Annotated in this window: 12 protein-coding genes, 1 tRNA gene and 1 pseudogene; 9 read left to right on the plus strand and 5 right to left on the minus strand. The window is 34.1% G+C overall.

Features of this window, described 5'->3' with window-relative positions:
* Positions 1–5: 5 nt before the first annotated feature.
* Both M0M44_RS07255 and M0M44_RS07260 read right to left on the minus strand, forming a co-directional pair.
* Positions 6–1,361 (minus strand): MFS transporter, encoded by a 1,356-nt coding sequence (locus M0M44_RS07255; protein WP_248729165.1) that lies wholly within the window; start codon positions 1,359–1,361, stop codon positions 6–8.
* A 177-nt stretch (positions 1,362–1,538) separates the two neighbouring features.
* Complete coding sequence (locus tag M0M44_RS07260) at positions 1,539–2,570, minus strand: LacI family DNA-binding transcriptional regulator (RefSeq protein WP_248729166.1); 1,032 nt, start codon at positions 2,568–2,570, stop codon at positions 1,539–1,541.
* Positions 2,571–2,806: 236 nt separating this feature from the next.
* Between M0M44_RS07260 and M0M44_RS07265 the strand changes: the two genes are divergently transcribed.
* The 4 genes from M0M44_RS07265 to M0M44_RS07280 all read left to right on the plus strand — a co-directional run bounded on the left by M0M44_RS07265 (position 2,807) and on the right by M0M44_RS07280 (position 11,736).
* On the plus strand, positions 2,807–5,788 hold the full coding sequence (locus M0M44_RS07265) for a SusC/RagA family TonB-linked outer membrane protein (protein WP_248729167.1): 2,982 nt from the start codon (positions 2,807–2,809) through the stop codon (positions 5,786–5,788).
* Between the two features lie 36 nt (positions 5,789–5,824).
* On the plus strand, positions 5,825–7,666 hold the full coding sequence (locus M0M44_RS07270; protein ID WP_248729168.1) for a RagB/SusD family nutrient uptake outer membrane protein: 1,842 nt from the start codon (positions 5,825–5,827) through the stop codon (positions 7,664–7,666).
* Between the two features lie 20 nt (positions 7,667–7,686).
* A complete protein-coding gene (locus M0M44_RS07275; protein ID WP_248729169.1) occupies positions 7,687–8,781 on the plus strand; it encodes a SusE domain-containing protein in 1,095 nt (364 codons plus the stop codon).
* Between the two features lie 84 nt (positions 8,782–8,865).
* Complete coding sequence (locus M0M44_RS07280; RefSeq protein WP_248729170.1) at positions 8,866–11,736, plus strand: alpha-amylase family glycosyl hydrolase; 2,871 nt, start codon at positions 8,866–8,868, stop codon at positions 11,734–11,736.
* 139 nt (positions 11,737–11,875) lie between these two features.
* Here M0M44_RS07280 and M0M44_RS07285 read toward each other — a convergent pair whose 3' ends face one another.
* From M0M44_RS07285 to M0M44_RS07295, 3 genes are all read right to left on the minus strand, one after another.
* Positions 11,876–12,115 (minus strand): DUF6814 family protein, encoded by a 240-nt coding sequence (locus tag M0M44_RS07285; protein WP_248729171.1) that lies wholly within the window; start codon positions 12,113–12,115, stop codon positions 11,876–11,878.
* Positions 12,116–12,128: 13 nt separating this feature from the next.
* A complete protein-coding gene (locus tag M0M44_RS07290) occupies positions 12,129–13,622 on the minus strand; it encodes an MFS transporter (protein ID WP_248729172.1) in 1,494 nt (497 codons plus the stop codon).
* A 299-nt stretch (positions 13,623–13,921) separates the two neighbouring features.
* A tRNA-Phe gene (locus tag M0M44_RS07295) sits at positions 13,922–13,994 on the minus strand.
* Positions 13,995–14,093: 99 nt separating this feature from the next.
* On the opposite strand from M0M44_RS07295, the gene M0M44_RS07300 reads away from it, so the two are divergent.
* The 5 genes and pseudogenes from M0M44_RS07300 to M0M44_RS07320 all read left to right on the plus strand — a co-directional run bounded on the left by M0M44_RS07300 (position 14,094) and on the right by M0M44_RS07320 (position 20,321).
* Positions 14,094–14,828 carry a type III pantothenate kinase gene (locus tag M0M44_RS07300; RefSeq protein ID WP_248729173.1) on the plus strand — a complete coding sequence of 245 codons (735 nt, stop codon included), beginning with the start codon at positions 14,094–14,096 and terminating at the stop codon, positions 14,826–14,828.
* The gene (gene bamG, locus M0M44_RS07305) at positions 14,821–16,050 is read left to right on the plus strand and encodes a BamG family beta-barrel-assembly machinery protein (RefSeq protein ID WP_248729174.1); all 1,230 of its coding nucleotides are present in this window, start codon (positions 14,821–14,823) and stop codon (positions 16,048–16,050) included. The genes M0M44_RS07300 and bamG overlap by 8 nt, the downstream gene beginning before the upstream one ends.
* A 50-nt stretch (positions 16,051–16,100) precedes the next feature.
* On the plus strand, positions 16,101–16,658 hold the full coding sequence (lptC, locus tag M0M44_RS07310) for an LPS export ABC transporter periplasmic protein LptC (protein WP_248729175.1): 558 nt from the start codon (positions 16,101–16,103) through the stop codon (positions 16,656–16,658).
* A gap of 201 nt (positions 16,659–16,859) precedes the next feature.
* Positions 16,860–18,114: pseudogene (locus M0M44_RS07315) on the plus strand (hemolysin family protein).
* A gap of 107 nt (positions 18,115–18,221) precedes the next feature.
* Complete coding sequence (locus M0M44_RS07320; RefSeq protein ID WP_248729176.1) at positions 18,222–20,321, plus strand: peptidylprolyl isomerase; 2,100 nt, start codon at positions 18,222–18,224, stop codon at positions 20,319–20,321.
* Positions 20,322–20,355: the final 34 nt, after the last annotated feature.

A 20,355-nucleotide genomic window follows, 5' to 3' on the forward strand; every position in this document is an offset into this window, starting at 1 on the left:
CTTAATTATGATTTTTGAGTAATGTCGTCTACATCTTTTACTTTAGAAACTAAAGCCGCAGCAATTAGAAAACTAACTCCGCTTGTGACTAGGGCATAAATGGCATCTCCGTTATAAAGATATTTTACAATTGGACCTCCAATTAATGCATTTACAATTTGTGGAATAACAACAAAGAAGTTAAAGATTCCCATGTAAACACCCATTTTTTTAGGTGTAATAGATCCTGCAAGAATCGCATAAGGCATCGCTAGAATACTTGCCCAAGCAACTCCAATTAAAACCATTGGCAATACCACCCAGTCTTCGTTTGGCATGAAATAAATAGAGATTAAACCTATCCCTCCAATTATTAACGAAAGTGAGTGTGTTGCTTTTCGGCCAATTTTTTTAGCGATGTACGGAAGGAAAAACAATGCAACAATAGCAGAAACTAAGTTGTAAACACCAAATAGAATTCCGACCCAATCTCCAGCATCTTGATATTGCTGGCTAGAAGTGTCTTCTAACGGCAGACCGTAAATATGGTGCGCAATTGCTGGAGTTGTAAAAACCCACATTCCAAATAATCCAAACCACGAAAAGAATTGTACCCAGCTAAGCTGGCGCATGGTAGTTGGCATTTTTGCAAAATCGGTAAAGATGTCTGTGATTTTTGATTTTTCCTCAGAATCAGAAATCGCATCATTTTGCGGATCTTCAAATTTTGCCAATTCTTCTGGCGAATATTCTTTGGTTGTAAATAAAGTTACTAAGATGGAACCGATTAAAACTGCCGCACCAATAATGAATGACAAGGTTAGATTTAACGGTACGCTTCCCGGAACTGTGCTGTTTGGTACACCAAAATACTTGGTCAAAATGTAGGGCAATGCAGAACCAATTACGGCTCCAAAACCAATTAAAGAAGTTTGAATGCTAAATCCTGCAGTACGCTGATCTGTTCTTAAATTGTCTCCAACAAGCGCTCTGAAAGGTTCCATTGCAATGTTGAAAGAGGCATCCATTATCATTAACATTCCTGCTCCAACCCATAAAGCAGGTAATACAGAAATGAAAATGTTAGCTTGCGGCATTAAAATTAATCCCACAGAAGCTAAAACGGCTCCTACTAAAAAGAAAGGTTTTCGTCTGCCGAATTTCCCCCAAGTTTTGTCGCTATAATGACCTATAATTGGCTGTACTATTAATCCCATAAGAGGAGCAATAATCCAGAACCAAGAAAGTTCATGTACGTCTGCACCAAAGATTTGAAGAATTCTGCTGGCATTTGCATTTTGAAGTGCAAACCCCATTTGGATTCCTAAGAAACCGAAACTCATGTTCCAGATTTCCCAGAAACTTAATTTACGCTTTTCCATTATCGTAATTTGTAAAAAATTATACGATAAGCGCTTTGCTTATCAAAACTTACTGTTTTTTCGAAGTAAAAGTAAAAGCCTTGACGGGCGTAAAAGTATTAATTATTTTTTTATTTATGCTAATAAAAAAGCCATAAATATTTTTTATGGCTTTAGAAAGTGTTGATTTTAAGAATTTTAGTCAGTAGATTCTCGTTCTATTAAGTGAGTTTCAATAACCTCTGTAGTGTAATTTTCGGTATGTTCTTCATCGTCATCTTCTTCTGCTTCTAGTCTCTCAATAAGCATTTTGGCTGCTTTGTTACCCATTTTTTCTCCACTCTGACTTACTGTCGTGATAGTTGGAGTAGAATATTTTGAAATAATTCCATCAGTAAATGCGATAACAGCTAAATCTTCGGGAACTTTTAATCCCATTTTGTTGGCTGTTTTAATAATTGTCACGGCAAAAAGCTCATTTACAGCAAAAACTGCGTCGAAAGCTCTGTCATGTAAAAGCTGGCTGATTGTAATTTCGCAAGTATCTACATCTTCAATTTTTATAATTAAATCTTCATTAAATGGTAATCCGTTGTCTAATAATGCTTTTTCGTAACCATCGGTTCTGAGTTTTCCAACACTCACATAATCAACTGTGGTTACCAAAGCGATTTTTTTACGTCCATTATCAATTAAGCTCTGAACAGCTTCATAAGCTGCAGCTTTATCATCAATAATAACTTTATCACAAAGAATGTCATTAGTTACGCGGTCGAACATAACAACAGGCATACCTTGGTTGATCACTTCGGTAATATGATGAAAGTCGCCTTTAAATTGTGTTTCTTTCGAAAGAGACATGATAAAACCATCGATACTTCCGTTGGCCAACATCTCCATGTTTAAGACTTCTTTGTCGAATGAATCATCTGATACGCAGATAACTACGCTGTATCCGTATTCGTTTGCTACTTGCTCCACTCCGTTGATGACAGTAGAGAAAAAGTAGTGTACAATTTCTGGAATAATAATCCCGATACTCTTGGTTTTTCGGTTTTTTAAACTAAGAGCAATATTGTTGGGTTTATAGTTGTAAAACTTCGCAAAAGCCTGCACTTTTAATCGTGTTTCTTCGCCAATTTCTAGACTGTTTCTAAGTGATTTTGAGACAGTTGAAATGGATACATCAAGTTCCTTTGCAATCTGTTTTAGGGTTATTTTGCGTTTCATGGCGTAAAGTGAAAAAAATCTAATTAATAATAAAGGTATCTGAAAATTTTATAATTGACAATTTTTGACTGAAAAGATTACAAAATATAGAAAGTTTTCAACACTACCACGTTTTCGTAACTCAATAAAAGTTGTCTGTGGTTGAGCATGTTAATAAATTCATAATTTTGGAATTCGAAGTAAAATTAAAAACTTAACTAACAGTCAAAAACTCAAAACTAATTTAAACAAAAAGTATGAAAACAATTTACAAAAAGTTGTTATTTTTATTCCTTTTGCTTCCGTTTACAGTACTAGCTCAGAGTACTTTAAGTGGGGTAGTAACTGATCATGCCACAGGTCAGCCTATACCAGGAGTAAATGTAAATGTACAAGGTTCCGCAGTGGGTACCTCTACAGATTTTGATGGTAAATTCCAATTGCCAAATTTAAAAAATGGAGACAAGATTTTAGTTTCATTTATTGGATACAAAACAACGACTATTGTCTTTAATGGTCAAAAAAACTTGCCAGTATCTTTAGAAGAAGATACAAATCAATTGCAGGAAGTTGTGGTACAAGTTGGTTACGGAACTGTTAAGAAAAAAGACGCAACAGGATCTGTTTCTCAAATTTCTGCCAAAGAATTTAATAAAGGTATCAACGTTACTCCAGAATCTTTAATTGGTGGACGTATTGCTGGTGTAAATGTTGTTGGAGGAGGTGCTCCGGGAGCAAAAGCAGATATTAGAATTCGTGGAGGATCTTCATTAAGTGCTTCAAACGACCCATTGATTATTTTAGATGGACTTCCTTTAAGTAACGCTGTTCCAAGTGGTGCTACAAGTATATTGTCTACAATTGATCCAAATGATATTGAGTCATTTACAGTTCTTAAAGATGCTTCTGCAGCTGCTATTTACGGTTCACGTGCAGCAAATGGTGTAATCGTAATTACGACTAAAAAAGGAACTAAAGGTGGTGTAAAAGTTAATTTCAGCTCTCAAGTTGGTATCAATACAGTTGCTAATACAGTTGATGTTTTAAGTGCAGATCAATTCCGTAATTTTGTAAATACAAAAGGAAGCGATGCTCAAAAAGCATTAATGGGTACTGCAAATACAAACTGGCAAGACGAAATTTTCCATACTGCTTTAACAACAAATAATAATATCTCTGTAAGCGGTGCTTTATTCAATAAATTACCAGTACGTTTATCTGTTGGTAATGTTGATAATCCAGGAATCTTAAGAAATACTTCTTTTGAAAGAACAACGACATCGATATCGTTAAATCCAGTATTGTTTGATAATCACTTAAAAATTGATATTAGCGGAAACTTATCTTTCAGCAAAAATCAGTTTCAAGATGAAGATGCTGTTATTGGTTCTGCAATTAGTTTTGATCCAACACAATCTCCTTACCAAGCGGGTTCTCGTTACGGAGGATATTTTGAATGGTTGGAACCAAACGGAAACTTAGCATTATTACCTGCTAAAAACCCAGTTGCAAGATTAAATCAAGAAGACAAAAGATCTAAATCTACTAGAAAATGGGGTAACATCAGCCTTGATTATAAATTCCACTTCTTTGAAGATTTGAGATTTGTTGCTGAAGCTGGTATCGATAGATTTGATAGTAGTGGATACAACAGACAAAGTACAGAAAGTGCTTTAGGATATCAGCCAAATCCGTTCAGTTCTGGAAACTGGGTGAATTTAGGTAATTATGACACTTATACAGACGATCTTCAAAACAAAAACTTGAATGCGTATTTTGTGTATAGCAAAAATTTTGGAAAACTTAAATTGGATGCTACAGCTGGTTACAACTATCAGTTGTTCCAAAAAGAAAAATACCAATCTGGAGCTTTAACACAGCCAGCGGAAAGTAGAAATGAAGATGTTATTACTGATCCAGATATCAATTTACAATCTTATTTTGGTCGTGTAAACTTAGGTTGGGACAGTAAATATTTATTGACTTTAAACTACAGAAGAGACGGAACTTCTCGTTTCTCTGAAGAAAACAGATGGGGTAACTTTATGGGAGGTGCTTTTGCATGGAATATTGCTGAAGAGTCTTTCTTAAAAGATAACGAAACACTTTCTAGTTTGAAATTAAGAGTTGGTTACGGTACTACAGGTCAGCAAGATATTTCTGCTCAGTATGACTATTTAAGAAGAGTTACACTTGGTACTGTTAATACTCAATATGTATTTAATGGTGTTGTTTACAGAACGGCTAGACCAGAAGGATATAACCAAAATATCAAATGGGAAGAGTTAGCAGAGATGAACATTGGTCTTGATTTTGGATTCTTAAAAGATAGAATTACTGGATCTATTAACTATTTTGATAAAAAATCATCTGACTTATTAGCTGATGTATTGGTTCCAGATGGTGCCAACTTGAGAAACCAAGGATTTAATAATATTGGTGATTTAAGAACTAAAGGGGTTGAATTCAGCCTTCAGTCAGATATCATCAAAAAAGATGATTTAACTTGGAACGTAGCCGTTAATGCTACTTATTTAGACCAAAAAATTGAAAGTTTAGGTCAGACTGTTGAAGGTTTCCAAGGTTATGAAGTAGGAGATAATATTAAAGGTGGAAATGGAAATAAAGTATTAATTAATACGGTTGGATCTGCTCCAAATTCATTCTTTGTATACGAGCAATTGTACGATGCAAACAAAAAACCTATTGCGGGAGCATATGTTGATAGAAATGGAGATGGTAAAATCGATGCTAACGATCGTTACAGATATAAAAAACCAACAGCAGATTATACTTTCGGTTTATTCTCAACTTTAAACTACAAAAAGTTCGATTTTACAATGAACTGGAGAGCAAGTTTAGGAAATTACATTTTTGATAACGTAAATTCTAACTTAGGATATTCAGATGCAGGTCTAAGAAGACAAACAGACTTGTCTAACGTGAGTTCAGATTATTTAAATACTGGATTTACTTATGAAGATAATGGAACTCAGCGTTATTTATCTAATTACTATGTAAAAGATGCTTCTTTCATCAAATTAGATAACGTAACAGTTGGTTATACTTTAGATAAAGCTTTATTGAAAGCTGCTTCTTTAAGATTCTCAGCAGGTGTTCAAAACGTTTTTGTACTTACAAAATATGATGGATTAGATCCGGAGAAATTCAACGGAATTGATGGTAACGTTTATCCAAGAGCAAGAACATTCTTGTTTGGAGTAAATGCAAGTTTCTAATAGTACATTGAAAAACAAAAATTTAAAACATACAAAATGAAAATATCATTTAAATATATATCTTATTTCTTCCTATTTATTTTAGGAATAAGTATGACGCTTACTTCGTGTACTGACGATTTAAACGTGACACCAAAAGATGATGATGAATTTTTATCGGAAACTTTTTTCGAAGATCCAGCATCTTACAAGCAAGTTTTAGCAAAATTATATGCGGGACTATATGTAGGAGGAAATGATGGTGACGGACAAGCTGATATTGCTGGTCTTAGCGGAGATTTTAGCAGTTACTTGCGTTTGCTTTTTGTAACGCAAGAATTACCTACAGATGAAGCAGTTATTGCTTGGGCTGATGGTACTTTGCCAACATTAAACATGCAGACATGGTCTCCTGTAAATGAGTTTTTATACGGAACTTATTCTAGAGCATCTTATCATATTAGTTTGGCAAATGAGTTTTTAAGACAAACTACAGATGACAAATTAGAAGCGAGAGGTGTTGATGCAAATCTAAAAGCTGAAATCGCAACTTTTAGAGCAGAAGCACGTTTCTTAAGAGCTTATTCTTATGTGAATTTAATGGATTTGTTTGGTAATGTGCCAATTACAACAGAAGCAGATCCTGTTGGATTCTTTTATCCAGTGCAAAAATCAAGAGCAGAAGTTTTTGCTTTTGTAGAGTCTGAATTAAAAGATTTAGATAACAGTCTAGCAAATGCTAGATCAAATGAATACGGTAGAGTTGATAAAGTAGCAGCTAAATTCTTGTTAGCTCAAATTTACTTAAACTCTAAAGTTTACACTGGAACTGAAAGAAATAATGACGTAGCAACTTTATGTACTGAAATCATTAATTCTGGATATACATTTGCAAATGTTCCTTATTCTTACTTATTCTCTGCAGATAACAATACAAACGGTGCTCAAAACGAATTTATTTTTCCAATCGTAAGTGATGGAAATGCAATTAGAGCAACTGGTGGAGGAATGAGTTTTATCATTCACGCTGCTATTGGAGGAAGCATCGATGCTGCTTCAAGAGGAATGGACGGAGGCTGGTTCGGTACTAGAACTCGCAAAGAATTTGTTGATAATTTTGGTAATCCAATTAGCTCATTTGATTATTATCAGACTAAGAATAAAAATTTAGCAAACAATACGGGTATTTTGGTTAACAAAGATGGTCAAGCATTTGATTCAAGTGACCGAAATGAAACACAAGCAGGGTATAATGTAAATAACACTTATGTGTTTAATTTTGTAACTGGTAAGATTACTTTGAATGGTGTTGAAGTAGCGGCTCCTACGACATTTACTAATGCTCCAGTGTCATTAGGGAAACAACAAGTTTGGGGAGATAAACGATTATCCGCTTATACTCCAGGACAAGCTTTGGATATAACGAATATTTCAACTTTTACAGATGGATATGCAATTACTAAATTTTCAAATGTAAAATCAAATGGTACTGCAGCTCAAAGAACGGATATTCCAGATACAGATTTCCCTGTGTTCAGAATTTCCGATGCTTATTTAATGTATGCAGAAGCAACTGTAAGAGGTGCCTCAACAGGTAATTTAGGAACTGCTGTGGGATATATTAACCAAATTAGAACAAGAGCAAATGCTTCAACGGTTACTACTGGAGATTTGACACTTGATTTTATTCTAGCTGAAAGAGGAAGAGAGTTATACTGGGAATGTCACAGAAGAACAGATTTGATTCGTTTTGGGAAATTTACAGGAGGAGATAAAATTTGGCAATGGAAAGGTGGTGTGCAAAATGGATCTGCTACAGCTTCATTTAGAGATCTTATGCCAATTCCAGCTAAAACTATTCAGGCAAATCCGACTTTGAAACAAAATCCAGGATACTAACACCTTTATAAAACTGTAAAATGAAAAATATACATAAAATTATAATCGCATTTATTGGTGTACTTGCGGTATCATGTAATGCTGATGCTGTAGATGAAAGACCAATTCTAGACACTGTTTCGGCGCCAGAAATTACTGCACCTGCAACAGGACAAACTTATATTTTGGATGTTGACAAGGCTGGTGAAGAAGCTGCTAAATTTACATGGTCAGCAGCAGAATACTCTACAGATGTTGCCGTAAAATATACTTTATTAATTGATAAAAAAGGTGGTGATTTTACTGCTGCTAAAACTCTTGCAGTTACAAGCAGTGTTACAGAGGCATCAGTTCTAGTTAAAGATTTAAACCAAGCTGCAATTGATTTAGGTGGACAAGTAGAAGTTGCTTCAATGTATGATGTGAAAATTTCATCAAGCGTATCTGGAGCATTTCCTCAGGTTTCAAAAGGTTTAATTACAATTAGTGTTACTCCTTATGCAGGAAAAGTTGTTTATGACTTTGCAGATTGGTATTTAGTTGGTGATGCTACTGTTTCAGGCTGGGATAATAACAAAGGAAATCAAATTTTATTTAGAAGCGGAACTAATGCTAATGAATATACTTTTACAGGATACTTTAAAAAGGGAGCTTTCAAAGCTATTAAAAACTTAGGAAGCTGGGCTCCAATGTATGGAGGATCTGGCGGCTCTTTAGCTTACAGAGGGGTAGAATCTGATCCTGATCCTGCAAATATTGAGATCACTGCTGATGGATATTACAGATTTACAATGGATGTAGAAAAATTAACTTATAAGTTAACTCCTTATGATGCTTCTGCCGCAGTAACATATTCGACAATTGGTATTGTTGGAAGTGTGATTGATGAAAACTGGAGTGAAACAATACCAATGGTAAAATCTTCTTTCAATGCTCACGTTTGGTCTCTTGGAGTAACTTCATTAAAAGATGGTGAAATGAAATTTAAAGCAAATAATTCATGGGATGTTTCTTGGGGAGGAAAAACACCTTTCTCAGGTATAAGTACGGGTGATAATACACCAGTAGCAAAATCTAAATATGTTATTTATTTCAACGATTTAGACGGAAGTTATCTTATGATTCCTAATCAATAAAAACTTCAGTTAATAACTGAAAAAGGGCTATCTGGAGATAGCCCTTTTTTAATCAAACTTACTAATCAAATAACCACACTGATTATGAAAAAAACTTTACTATCAATATTTTTATTGATGGCACTAACTTCTTTTGCCCAACAGCAAACGGTTAGTTTTTCAATAAATCCGCCCACTTTTGAAGATACCAATTCTATAACTATTTCAATTGCAGGGACAAGTGTTAATGAAGACACTTGGGGAATTACAGACAATGCCTTATATCTTTGGTCATGGTCTTATGATGTAAATGATGCTAATCAAGCGGATTCTCCTTCTAACGGATCTTGGACTGCTTCCAACGAAGCCAGCAGATTTACATACAATGCGGGAACGGATATTTATACCAAAACATTTATACCATCTGTATATTTTGGCAGAAACGGAATTGGCCGAATAGGATTTTTAGTTAAAGCAAAAGACGGAAACGGATCAAAACAATCTCAAGATGTTGTTGTTGAAGTGGGATCTTTTCAAGTAAATCTAACTTCACCAGTAGAAAATAGTGCTTCAATTATAGCATCTGGATCAAATTTTAATATCGTTGCAACAAATACAAATGGAGCAGCAAGTTATTCTTTAAAAGCAAATGGAATAGTTATAAATGCTAATCTAAGTACAGCAAGCTATTCCTATTCTCACACAAATATTACAACCAATCAGACTTATGAATTGAGTGTGACTCAGGGTGGAGTTACCATTACAATGAAGTTTTCGGTTGTTGTGAATCCGAATACAGTTTCTGAAGCAATGCCAATAGGATTGGTTGATGGAATTAATTACTCTAGTGATGTTTCAAAAGCAACATTGGTTCTTGATGCGCCGTCAAAAGATTTTGTTTACGTTGCTGGAAGTTTCAATAATTGGGAGCCTACATCGGCGTATGCCATGAAAAAAGATCCTGTTTCTGGAAAATTTTGGTTAGAATTAACAGGATTAGTTTCTGGTGTCAATAACACATTTCAATATTGGGTTGTAGATTCTTCACCACTGGCTAATTCTCCATCTTTAGTAAAAACAGCAGATCCTTATTCTACTTTGGTTTTATCTCCTTATGATGATCCATGGATTCCAGCATTTTCCTATCCAAATTTGCCAGTTTACCCGACCGGCCAACAATTTGAAGTTACCGTTCTTAAAACAGGACAGACTCCATATAACTGGCAGGTCACAAACTTTGTAAAACCGGAAAAAGAAAAACTGGTGGTTTACGAAGTTTTGGTTCGTGATTTTGATGCTTCTCGTAATTTTCAAAGTTTAATAGATAAAATAGATTATTTTAAAAACCTTAAAATAAATGCTATTCAACTAATGCCTGTAATGGAGTTTGAGGGAAATGAAAGCTGGGGATACAATACTTCTTTTCATATGGCTTTAGATAAGTTTTATGGAACTTCAGATAAACTAAAAGAGTTTATTGATTTGTGTCATCAAAATGGAATTGCTGTGATTTTGGATGTTGCCTTAAATCATGCTTTTGGAAGAAATCCGATGGTGAGAATGTGGATGAATGATCCTGACGGTGATGGTTTTGGATCGCCAACAGCAGAAAATCCATATTTTAATACAGTGGCAAAACATAGTTATAGTGTTGGAGAGGACTTTAATCATCAGTCAGCTAAAACTCAATATTATGTAGAAAGAGTAATTAAACAATGGATTGAAGAGTATAAAATTGATGGATTTAGATGGGATTTAACCAAAGGATTTACTCAAGCTTGTACGGCTTCAGATAATGCATGTACTGATGGCTATCAGCAAGATAGAGTAGATGTTTTAAAAAAATATGCCGATTATTCTTGGGATTTGGATCCAACTCATTATACTATTTTTGAGCATTTAGGAAGTGACGCCGAAGAAAAACAATGGGCAGATTATAAAATTTCTGAAACGCCAAGTAAAGGAGTTATGATGTGGGGAAAAATGACAAAAGAGTATAATCAATTGTCTATGGGATATGCTTCTGAGAGTAATATTTTTAGAATGAATAGTGCAAACCACGGATTTGCTGCTAATCGTTTAATGGGGTATGCAGAAAGTCATGACGAAGAACGTTTAATGTATAAAAATGTACAATACGGAGCTTCAAACGGAAGTTATAATGTAAAAACATTAAATACAGCTTTGTCAAGAATGTCTGCCATTGGAGCTGTTTCTTTATTGATTCCAGGGCCAAAAATGATTTGGCATTTTGGAGAACTAGGCTGGGAGAATTCTATTTTTACCTGCAATGATAATTCTGTAAATACAGATTTTGATGCGATAGGTGGAGATTGTAAATTAGATACAAAGCCACAGCCTCAATGGGTAAACAATTGGATGGAAAATTCAAATCGTACTAAAATTTATAATGATTGGGCAAAAATGATTACACTTAAAAAGACTGAGCCTGTGTTTTTAGGTACAGCCATAATTCCAGACGCCAATACATTAACTTTAAATGTAAAGATTACGAATGCAAATCTTACTTCTGCACAGTTAAAAGACGTCTTGATTCTAGCTAATTTTGATACATCGACACAAAATATTTCAACTGGTTTTCCTTATACAGGAACTTGGTATAATTTGATGGATAACACGACAATAAATGTTACCGATGTAAACGCACCAATTAATTTGCCAGCTGGAGAGTATAGAATTTATGGTAATAAAACAGCAAATTTAGCAATTGAAGATTTTGAAAAAGGAAGTCAAGTTAATTTATATCCAAATCCTGTTGCCGATTATTTTACTTTAGGTTTCAAAACTTCAAAAGTAGAAATCTATTCTGTTACAGGACAATTAGTAAAAACATTTAATACAAACGGAAATACAGATTATCAATTCTCTGTAAGCAGTTTAGCATCTGGATTATATCTGGTAAAAACGTTTGACGAATATAATAAGCTTCGCGTTGTGAAGTTTATTAAAAATTAGGTTTGGTTAGTAATGAAAAAGGGCTGTCTAGAAATTGGACAGCCTTTTTTTTGTTAAGTAGTTTTTTAAAGCAAATGTTTTATTTTTGATATTTAATGTCTTTTTTTGAGCTAATTGAATAGCCAGAAATTAGCTATAATTATTTATTTGTTTTTCTTTTAGGATCATTGTACTCTCCAATTAAAGAATAATAACCAAATGTTCCTAATCCCATAACGATTAATGGAGTAAGTATAAATAAGATAATTACACCAAACACTAAATCGTCCTGCTGGTCTGAAAGAAGTTTAGGCAAACCAAATTCAAACACGCAAAAATAGGCAGCAGCTGCGGCCAAAGCAATCCAAAACGCCCCTAAAACTTGTTTAATCGCATTCATTTTTTTGTAAATTTTAAAGGTGAGTAATTTTGTTTTTGTTGTCAATATAAATCATTCCAATAACAAAGCAGATTCCAGCAATAATTATAGGATACCATAATCCGTCCAGATAAAAATCGGCTTTGCCTGCTGTTTTGGCGTGTGATACAAAGTAAGTAGAGATAGCAGGGAGCAATCCTCCAAAAATTCCATTTCCGACATGATAAGGCAGTGACATTGAGGTATATCTAATTTTGGTTGGAAACATCTCCACTAAAAATGCCGCAATCGGACCGTAAACCATGGTTACAAATAGTACTTGAATAAATACCAGAAAAATTAAAGTCCATTTATCATTTGGAGTTATTTGAATGGAGACACTTGTTTGCACATCTTTTTTCTCCATGTACGTTTTTTTCTCCACTACGGTTGTGCCATCTGTATATTTTTTTTCAATTGTTGTAACAGAACTCCCGTCAGCTTTCTTTTCGGTTGTTTCTCTAGGATTTTCTGCGATTTCTATTTTTTGGCTAATGTCTGCCGTATTGTACATTGCTTTATAAATAGGTCTGTATGATAAAATTGCTAATAGCATTCCAAACATCATAATGTATTTGCGTCCAATCTTGTCGCTTAGCCACCCAAAAACAATAAAAAACGGAGTGCCAATTAAAAGAGCAATTCCTAATAATTCGTCTACTTGAGAAGAATCAACATTCATTACCGTTTTCATAAAACTCATTGCATAGAATTGACCTGTATACCAAACAACACCCTGCCCCATGGTAGCTCCGAACAATGCTAAAAGAACAAATTTTAAATTGTATCGGTTTCCAAAACTTTCCTTTAACGGATTTGTGCTTGTGGTTCCTTCTTTTTTAGCTTTCGCGAAAACTGGAGATTCGTCCATGTTTTTTCGAATTAAATAGGAAACTCCAACCATGGCAATCGAAACCCAAAACGGAACGCGCCATCCCCACAAATCAAAAGCTTCTGCAGAAAGTACGCTTTTAGTAGCTAGAATAACCATTAGAGAAATAAATAAACCAACAGTAGCAGTCGTCTGAATCCAAGAAGTCCAATATCCCTTTTCTCCCGCAGGTGCGTGTTCGGCAACATACGTAGCGGCTCCGCCATATTCACCTCCAAGAGCGAGCCCTTGCAGTAGACGTAAAATCAGAACCAATAAAGGAGCTAGAAAACCAATGGATTCATAACTCGGAATACAGCCAATTAAAAAAGTAGAACCACCCATTAATAATAAGGTAGCCATGAAAGTGTATTTACGCCCGATAATATCGCCAAGTCTTCCAAAGAATAGAGCTCCAAATGGTCGAACTACAAATCCTGCGGCAAAAGTGGCCAAAGTGGACAAAAATGCTGCGGTAGGGTTGTCGCTAGGAAAAAATTTAGTTGAAATAACGACAGCTAGACTGCCAAAAATGTAAAAATCGTACCATTCGATCATGGTGCCCATAGAAGAGGCTGAAATTACTTTCCAAATGCCCTTAGTAGAAGTTTTGCTCATAAAACTGCTTTGAGATCTTATTAATGAATGAATTCTAAAAATACAGTTTTACGAATATAGAAGATATTTTGTTATTCACTTAATACTTTTTTAACAAAAACTATTTATTTGTTGACAATTGGCTTTAACCGCAAAGAGCGCAAAGAAAAAACGCAAAGGTTCGCAAAGTTTTTTTGAATTGGCTCAAAAAAGAAAACTTGAAGAGGGTTTAACCGCAATCCCGATAGCTATCGGGATTGCGGTTAAAAAAACCAGAAAAGTATAAAAAACAAAAAAACCACTCGTTTGAGTGGGTTTCGTGGTACCTCCAGGGATCGAACCAGGGACACATGGATTTTCAGTCCATTGCTCTACCATCTGAGCTAAGGTACCGTGCTTGTTGCGGGTGCAAATATATAATCATTTTTGGTTTGTGCAAAACATTTTTTAGAAAAAATCTATTCGTATCTTCGCAAAAGCAAAAATGGAAATATGATTTTAACGATCGATGTTGGCAATACTAGAATTAAAGCATCTGTATTTGAGGGTAATACTTCTCTAGAAAATTTTGTTTTTGATAAAAATGAAATCGAAAAAAAAATTGAAAAAATTTTAGAAAAATATCCAAAATGCTCCGATTTGGTTGTTGCTTCGGTAGGAAGTATCGAAAAACAGTCCTTTTTAACTTTCGAAAACAGACTAAAAGTTCACTTTTTTACACACGAAGATGTTTTTCCTTTTCAGAATAAGTATGCAACTCCAAAAACTTTAGGAATAGATCGAATGATTTTGGCAGCAGGAGCAACACTCCAATTTCCCAAACAAAACCGTTTGGTTATCGATGCAGGAACTTGCATAACCTACGATTTCATCGACGAAAATGATAATTATTTAGGAGGAGCCATTTCTCCAGGACTTCGTCTGCGATATGAATCGCTACATAATTTTACGGCTAGACTGCCGTTACTAACCTTAGAAGAGCCCGACTCTTATGTAGGAAACTCAACGGCACAGGCTATACATTCTGGTGTTGTCAACGGTTTCGTCTATGAGATTGACGGTTTTATCGATGAATATCGGAAAGAGTTTTCAAATTTTATCATAATTTTAACGGGAGGCGATGCAGATTTTTTGGCTAAACGATTAAAAAATACCATATTTGCCAATTCAAATTTCCTTCTGGAGAGTTTGAGCCAAACATATCAATATAAAATCGACAATGATTAAAAAAGTAATACTAAGCGCTTGTTTGCTTATATCGTTCGTTTCATTCGCTCAACAAGGTACTGCTTCACCTTATTCTTTTTTCGGAATAGGAGATGTGAGATTCAAGGGAACACTTGAAAACAGATCTATGGCAGGAGTTGCAGTAGAGCAAGATACGATTCACTTAAATATAGAAAACCCGGCAAGTTATGCCAGCTTAATTCAGACAACTTTTACAGTTGGAGGAACATTTGCTACTTCTAATTTAAAGACGACTTCTCAATCAGAAAAAGCACAAAGAACTACTTTTGATTATTTAGCATTAGGTATTCCGATGGGGAAATTTGGTGCTTCATTTGGTTTGATTCCTGTAAGTTCAGTAGGATACAAAATTCGTAATGACAATTCAGCCACAGAAGGCGCATTAAATTCTCAGCTTGACGGAAAAGGTGGTGTAAATAAAGTGTATTTCGGTTTATCATATAAAATAATGAAAAACTGGAATATTGGAGCAGATGCACAATATAATTTTGGAAAAATCACTACTACAACTATAGAAGGTATTACTGGAGTTGAAAGCGGAACGGCAGAAGTTAATACGTCTGAACTTTCGGGTATGGCATTTAGTTTCGGTACAATGTATCAGAAAAAAATCGATAAAAAAACGAGCATTTTTTCTAGTTTAAGCTATACTTTCGCTAGCAATCTGAATTCAGATAATAAAAGAGTTATTTCGGTTCAAGGAGATTCTGACCCTTATATCTCTCCAACAGAAACAACAAAATTAAAACTTCCGAACAAATTGAATGTTGGTTTTGGTATTGGTCAATCAAGAAAATGGCTTGTGGGAGCTAACATGACTTTTCAAGAAGACGGACAGTTAGCAAATTATTACAATGAGGCTAGTAATGTAAGATATGAGAGCTATTCTAAATATGCTCTTGGTGGATATTACCTTCCAAATTATACTTCTTTTACTAGTTATTTGAGCAGAATCACCTATAGAGCTGGTTTGAAATATGAGAAAATCGGTCTTATTGTAAATAATGAATCTATTAAAGATATCGGAATGAGTTTAGGAGCTGGAGTTCCAATTCCAGGATCTTTTTCAAATCTAAATTTCGGAATTGAATTTGGTAAACGCGGTACAACAGCATCAGATTTAGTGCAAGAGAATTATGTTAATTTTAGTGTGAGTTTCTCTTTCAACGACAAATGGTTTGTGAAGAGTAAATTCCAATAAACAAAATATTTATCTTTTAGAAGCTGATTACAATTTACTACATTTGGCAAATGAATTTACCAAAAAGATATAGTCTATTAGTTGTCACAGTTATTGCTGTGACAATGTTTTTTGGATGCGAAAGTAATTTTAAAGAAGTTCAGAAAATTAACTTCTCAGAATTTGTTCCTGCCAGCGATGCCGATACTGTAAATATTAAATATACAGATTCTGGACGCATTACAGGGGTTTTGATCAGTCCGAAAATGCTAGATTATTCAAATCTTGATTTTCCTTTTACAGAATTTCCTAAAGGAATCGATGTCACTTTATATGATAAAAAGCAAAAGCGTACCTTTATCAGAGGTAATTATGCGGTTTCCTATAAAAACACTGGAATTATTGATTTGATCGGTAAAGTAAAGATTACTTCTGAAGAAGGGCAGGTTTTAGAAACAGAACAATTGTATTTCGATCAGAAAAACGAGTGGTTTTATACAGAACGAAAGTTCAAATTGACCGATAAAAAAGGAGTTTCCTATGGTCAGGGAATAGATTTTAGTAAAGATTTTAAAGTGATTAATTCGCAGCGAATAAGCGGTGAAATTGAATCAGACGAAGAATTATAATATTATGGGTTATTTAAAATATACACAATACGTTTACATCCTTTTTGCGGTTTTCTTTACTTATGATGGTATTGTAAAGCTAAATGAAGGCGATGAGAGCTATCCTTTCTATTTTGTAATTGCAGGGATGGCTGTTTTTATGTTTTTCTTTAGGAGAAGATTTCTTAATAGGCATAATGACCGAAACAAAAAACAATAAAAATGGAAATTAGTATTATAATAATCTGTTTAATACTAGCCGCCTTTTTTTCTGGGATGGAAATCGCTTTTACATCCGCCAACAAAATTTATCTCGAAATAGAAAAGAAACAAGACGATTTCTTGTCTCGAATCTTAACAAAATTAACCCAAAATCCTTCCAAGTTTATCGCTGCCATGCTTATCGGCAACAATGTAGCTTTGGTGATTTACGGTTTTTATGGGCGATCTGATTTTAGATTGGATGTCCTTCTTTGGTTTAGTTTTTTCTGATTGGTGGAATATCCTTATTCAGACACTTCTGGCTACATTTGTAGTGCTACTGACTTCAGAATTTTTTCCGAAGGTTTTTTTTCAAATTTATGCCAATTCTTTAATTAAGATTTTGGCGCTCCCAGCTTATTTATTTTACCGCTTATTTTATTATATCTCGACTTTCTTTATCTGGATTGCAGATTTTGTGTTGAGTAAATTTTTTAAAACAGAAGGAAGTCAAATTCATTTGTTTAGCCGTGTTGAGCTTGGGAATTATATAACAGAACAAATGAGTACCGTTGAAGAAGATGAAGAGGTAGATTCTGAAATTCAAATTTTTCAAAATGCTTTAGAATTTTCAGCAGTTAAGGCACGCGATATTATGACGCCTCGAACAGAAATTGTCGACATAGATTTGTTTGATACTGTAGACGATCTTAGAGCCTTATTCATAGAAACAGGATATTCTAAAATTATCATCAGCCAGAATTCATTAGATGATATTGTAGGGTATGTTCATTCCTTTGATTTGTTTAAAAAACCATCTACTATAAAATCGGTTCTAATGACCGTTGAATTTGTTCCAGAAACCATTTTAATTAAAGATGTTTTGAATTTATTGATCAAAAAACGAAAAAATGTTGCAGTAGTTTTAGATGAATATGGAGGGACTTCAGGAATTATTACAATTGAAGATATTGTAGAAGAGCTTTTTGGAGAAATTGAAGACGAGCACGATTTAGATGAAGAATTAATCGAAGAGCAAATAGGAGAGGGCAAGTATTTGTTTTCAACACGATTAGATGTGGAGTATTTGAATGAGACCTATAAATTAATGATTCCAGAAGAAGATTCTTATGGTACATTAGGAGGTTTTATTGTCAATCATACAAAAGAAATCCCACAAAAAGGAGATAAAATTGTAATAGATAAGTTTCATTTTTTCATTGAAGAGGCATCAAATAAGAAAATAGAACTAGTCAAAATGACAATTAAAGACTGATTTTTTAAATTAATGAAAAAAAATGTTGAAAATAAAACGCTAGTTGTATTGTTATTAACTAGATAATTGTATTTTCGCAAACTGAATATAAAATTAACGATAATAAAATGGCAGTTTTAGCAAAAATTAGACAGCGTTCCGCTTTATTGATAGGAGTTATTGCACTTGCATTATTTGCATTTATAATACAAGATCTATTTACAAGAGGAACATTTGGTCAAAGTTCAAAAGATGTAGGAAGCATCGATGGAAAAGATATTTCATTTGAAGACTTTAGAGTTAAAGTTAGTAATGTTGAAAAAAGTGGGCAAGGTATAACTTCCACTGAAGCTGCAAACAGAGTTTGGGATCAAGAAGTTTCAATCGCTTTATTGTCATCTCAATTTGATAAATTAGGATTGAGAGTTGGTGAAAAACACATTTTAGAGGTTTTGAAATCAGATCCAAATATTGGTAAAAACCCAATGTTCTTAAACGCAGCAGGAATTTTTGATGTTGTTAAGTTTAAAGATTATTTTAAAACAAATCCAGAAGCAGCACAATACATCGCTCAGAAAGAGAAAGATGCTGAATTGAATGCTAAGTTTCAAATCTATAATACTTTAATTAAATCAGGACTTTACACAACTGCTAGTGAAGGAAAATTAAAGTATGAAATGGAAGCTAATAAAGTAAGTTTTGCTTATGCAGCAGCTCCTTATTCTTCTATTAAAGATAGTGAAGTAAAAATCTCTGATGATGAGATCGTAGCTTACATGAAGAAAAACGAGAAAAAATTCAAAGCTGATGCAACTCGCGAAATTCAGTACGTTTTAGTTGAAGATAAAGCTTCTAAAGAAGATGAAGCTGAAATTAAAGCTAAATTAACTGCTTTATTGTCTGGAAGTGTTGTTTACAATGCAAAAACAGGTAAAAACGATACATTGCCAGGATTTAAAAATGCAACAAACATTGCAGAATTTGTAAATGCAAATTCTGATGTGCCTTACGATTCTACTTATGTTCCTAAAAATGCATTGCCAGCAGTTGACGCTGATAAATTATTTAGCTTACCAGCTGGAGCAATCTACGGTCCATACGTTTACGGAAGATATTATGCGATCTCTAAATCTTTAGGGTTTAAAGCTGGTGTTAATGCAAAAGCAAGTCATATCTTAATTGGTTATGAAGGATCTCAAACTCCAAATCCAAAAGAGAAAAGAACTAAAGAAGAAGCTAAAGCTAAAGCAGAAGAAATTTTAGCTCAAGTTCAAGCTAATCCAGATAGTTTTATGATGTTGGCTTTTACAAGTTCTGATGATTCATCTGCACAGCAAGGTGGTGATTTAGGATATTTTGGACCAAACCAAATGGTAAAACCTTTCAATGATTTTGTATTCAGCAACGGAATTGGTAAAGTTGGTTTAGTAGAAACTCCTTTCGGATTTCACATTATCAAAATTACAGATAAACAAGACGGAATTCGTTTAGCTACAATTGCTCAAAAAATCGAGCCTTCTGAAGCTACATCTGATAAAGTATTTACATTAGCTACTAAATTCGAAATGGATGCTGCTGATAAAGATTTCAACGCTGCAGCGAAAGAATTAGGTTTAAAAGTTGCTCAGCCAGTTAATGCAAAAGCTATGGACGAAGCATTTGGACCATTAGGAAACCAACGTAACATTGTAAGATGGGCTTTTGATAAAGAAACTGATAAAGGAGATGTAAAACGTTTTGAAATTGCAAACATCGGACATGTTATCGCACAATATAAAGGTGAAAACAAATCTGGTTTAGTTTCTGTTGATATGGCAAGACCTTATGTTGAGCCAATCTTGAAAAACAAGAAAAAAGCTGAATTATTAAAAGCTAAAATGCAAGGTTCTAGTATCGAATCTATTGCTAAAGCTGCAGGAGTTGCTGTTCAACAAGCTACAGATGTAACTCTTGATAACCCAGTTTTACCTGGTGGAGTTGGACAAGAGCCAAGAGTAGTAGGTAATGCATTTGCTTTGACAGCAAACAAAATTTCTGCTCCAATTGAAGGAAATACAGGTGTTTATGTTGTTAAAAACATTAAGACGGTTAAAGCTCCAGCAATTGCTAATCATGCTGCATATGTAGAGAAAGTAAAAGCTCAAAGTGCTAATGATGCAAGTAGAGTATTGCCAGCATTGAAAAACAATGCTAAAATTGAAGACAACAGATTACAATTTAACTACTAGTTTTATTAAGTTAAAAGGTTAATATATAAAAGCC

The organism is Flavobacterium humidisoli, from assembly GCF_023272795.1.
GTDB classification, from domain to species: domain Bacteria; phylum Bacteroidota; class Bacteroidia; order Flavobacteriales; family Flavobacteriaceae; genus Flavobacterium; species Flavobacterium humidisoli.

Coding starts and splice junctions, on each gene's coding strand:
- M0M44_RS07300 (WP_248729173.1), top strand. CDS start 14,094: ATGATTTTAACGATCGATGTTGGCAATACTAGAATTAAAGCATCTGTA.
- M0M44_RS07275 (WP_248729169.1), top strand. CDS start 7,687: ATGAAAAATATACATAAAATTATAATCGCATTTATTGGTGTACTTGCG.
- M0M44_RS07280 (WP_248729170.1), top strand. CDS start 8,866: ATGAAAAAAACTTTACTATCAATATTTTTATTGATGGCACTAACTTCT.
- bamG (WP_248729174.1), top strand. CDS start 14,821: ATGATTAAAAAAGTAATACTAAGCGCTTGTTTGCTTATATCGTTCGTT.
- M0M44_RS07260 (WP_248729166.1), bottom strand. CDS start 2,570: ATGAAACGCAAAATAACCCTAAAACAGATTGCAAAGGAACTTGATGTA.
- M0M44_RS07270 (WP_248729168.1), top strand. CDS start 5,825: ATGAAAATATCATTTAAATATATATCTTATTTCTTCCTATTTATTTTA.
- M0M44_RS07290 (WP_248729172.1), bottom strand. CDS start 13,622: ATGAGCAAAACTTCTACTAAGGGCATTTGGAAAGTAATTTCAGCCTCT.
- M0M44_RS07255 (WP_248729165.1), bottom strand. CDS start 1,361: ATGGAAAAGCGTAAATTAAGTTTCTGGGAAATCTGGAACATGAGTTTC.
- M0M44_RS07285 (WP_248729171.1), bottom strand. CDS start 12,115: ATGAATGCGATTAAACAAGTTTTAGGGGCGTTTTGGATTGCTTTGGCC.
- lptC (WP_248729175.1), top strand. CDS start 16,101: ATGAATTTACCAAAAAGATATAGTCTATTAGTTGTCACAGTTATTGCT.
- M0M44_RS07265 (WP_248729167.1), top strand. CDS start 2,807: ATGAAAACAATTTACAAAAAGTTGTTATTTTTATTCCTTTTGCTTCCG.
- M0M44_RS07320 (WP_248729176.1), top strand. CDS start 18,222: ATGGCAGTTTTAGCAAAAATTAGACAGCGTTCCGCTTTATTGATAGGA.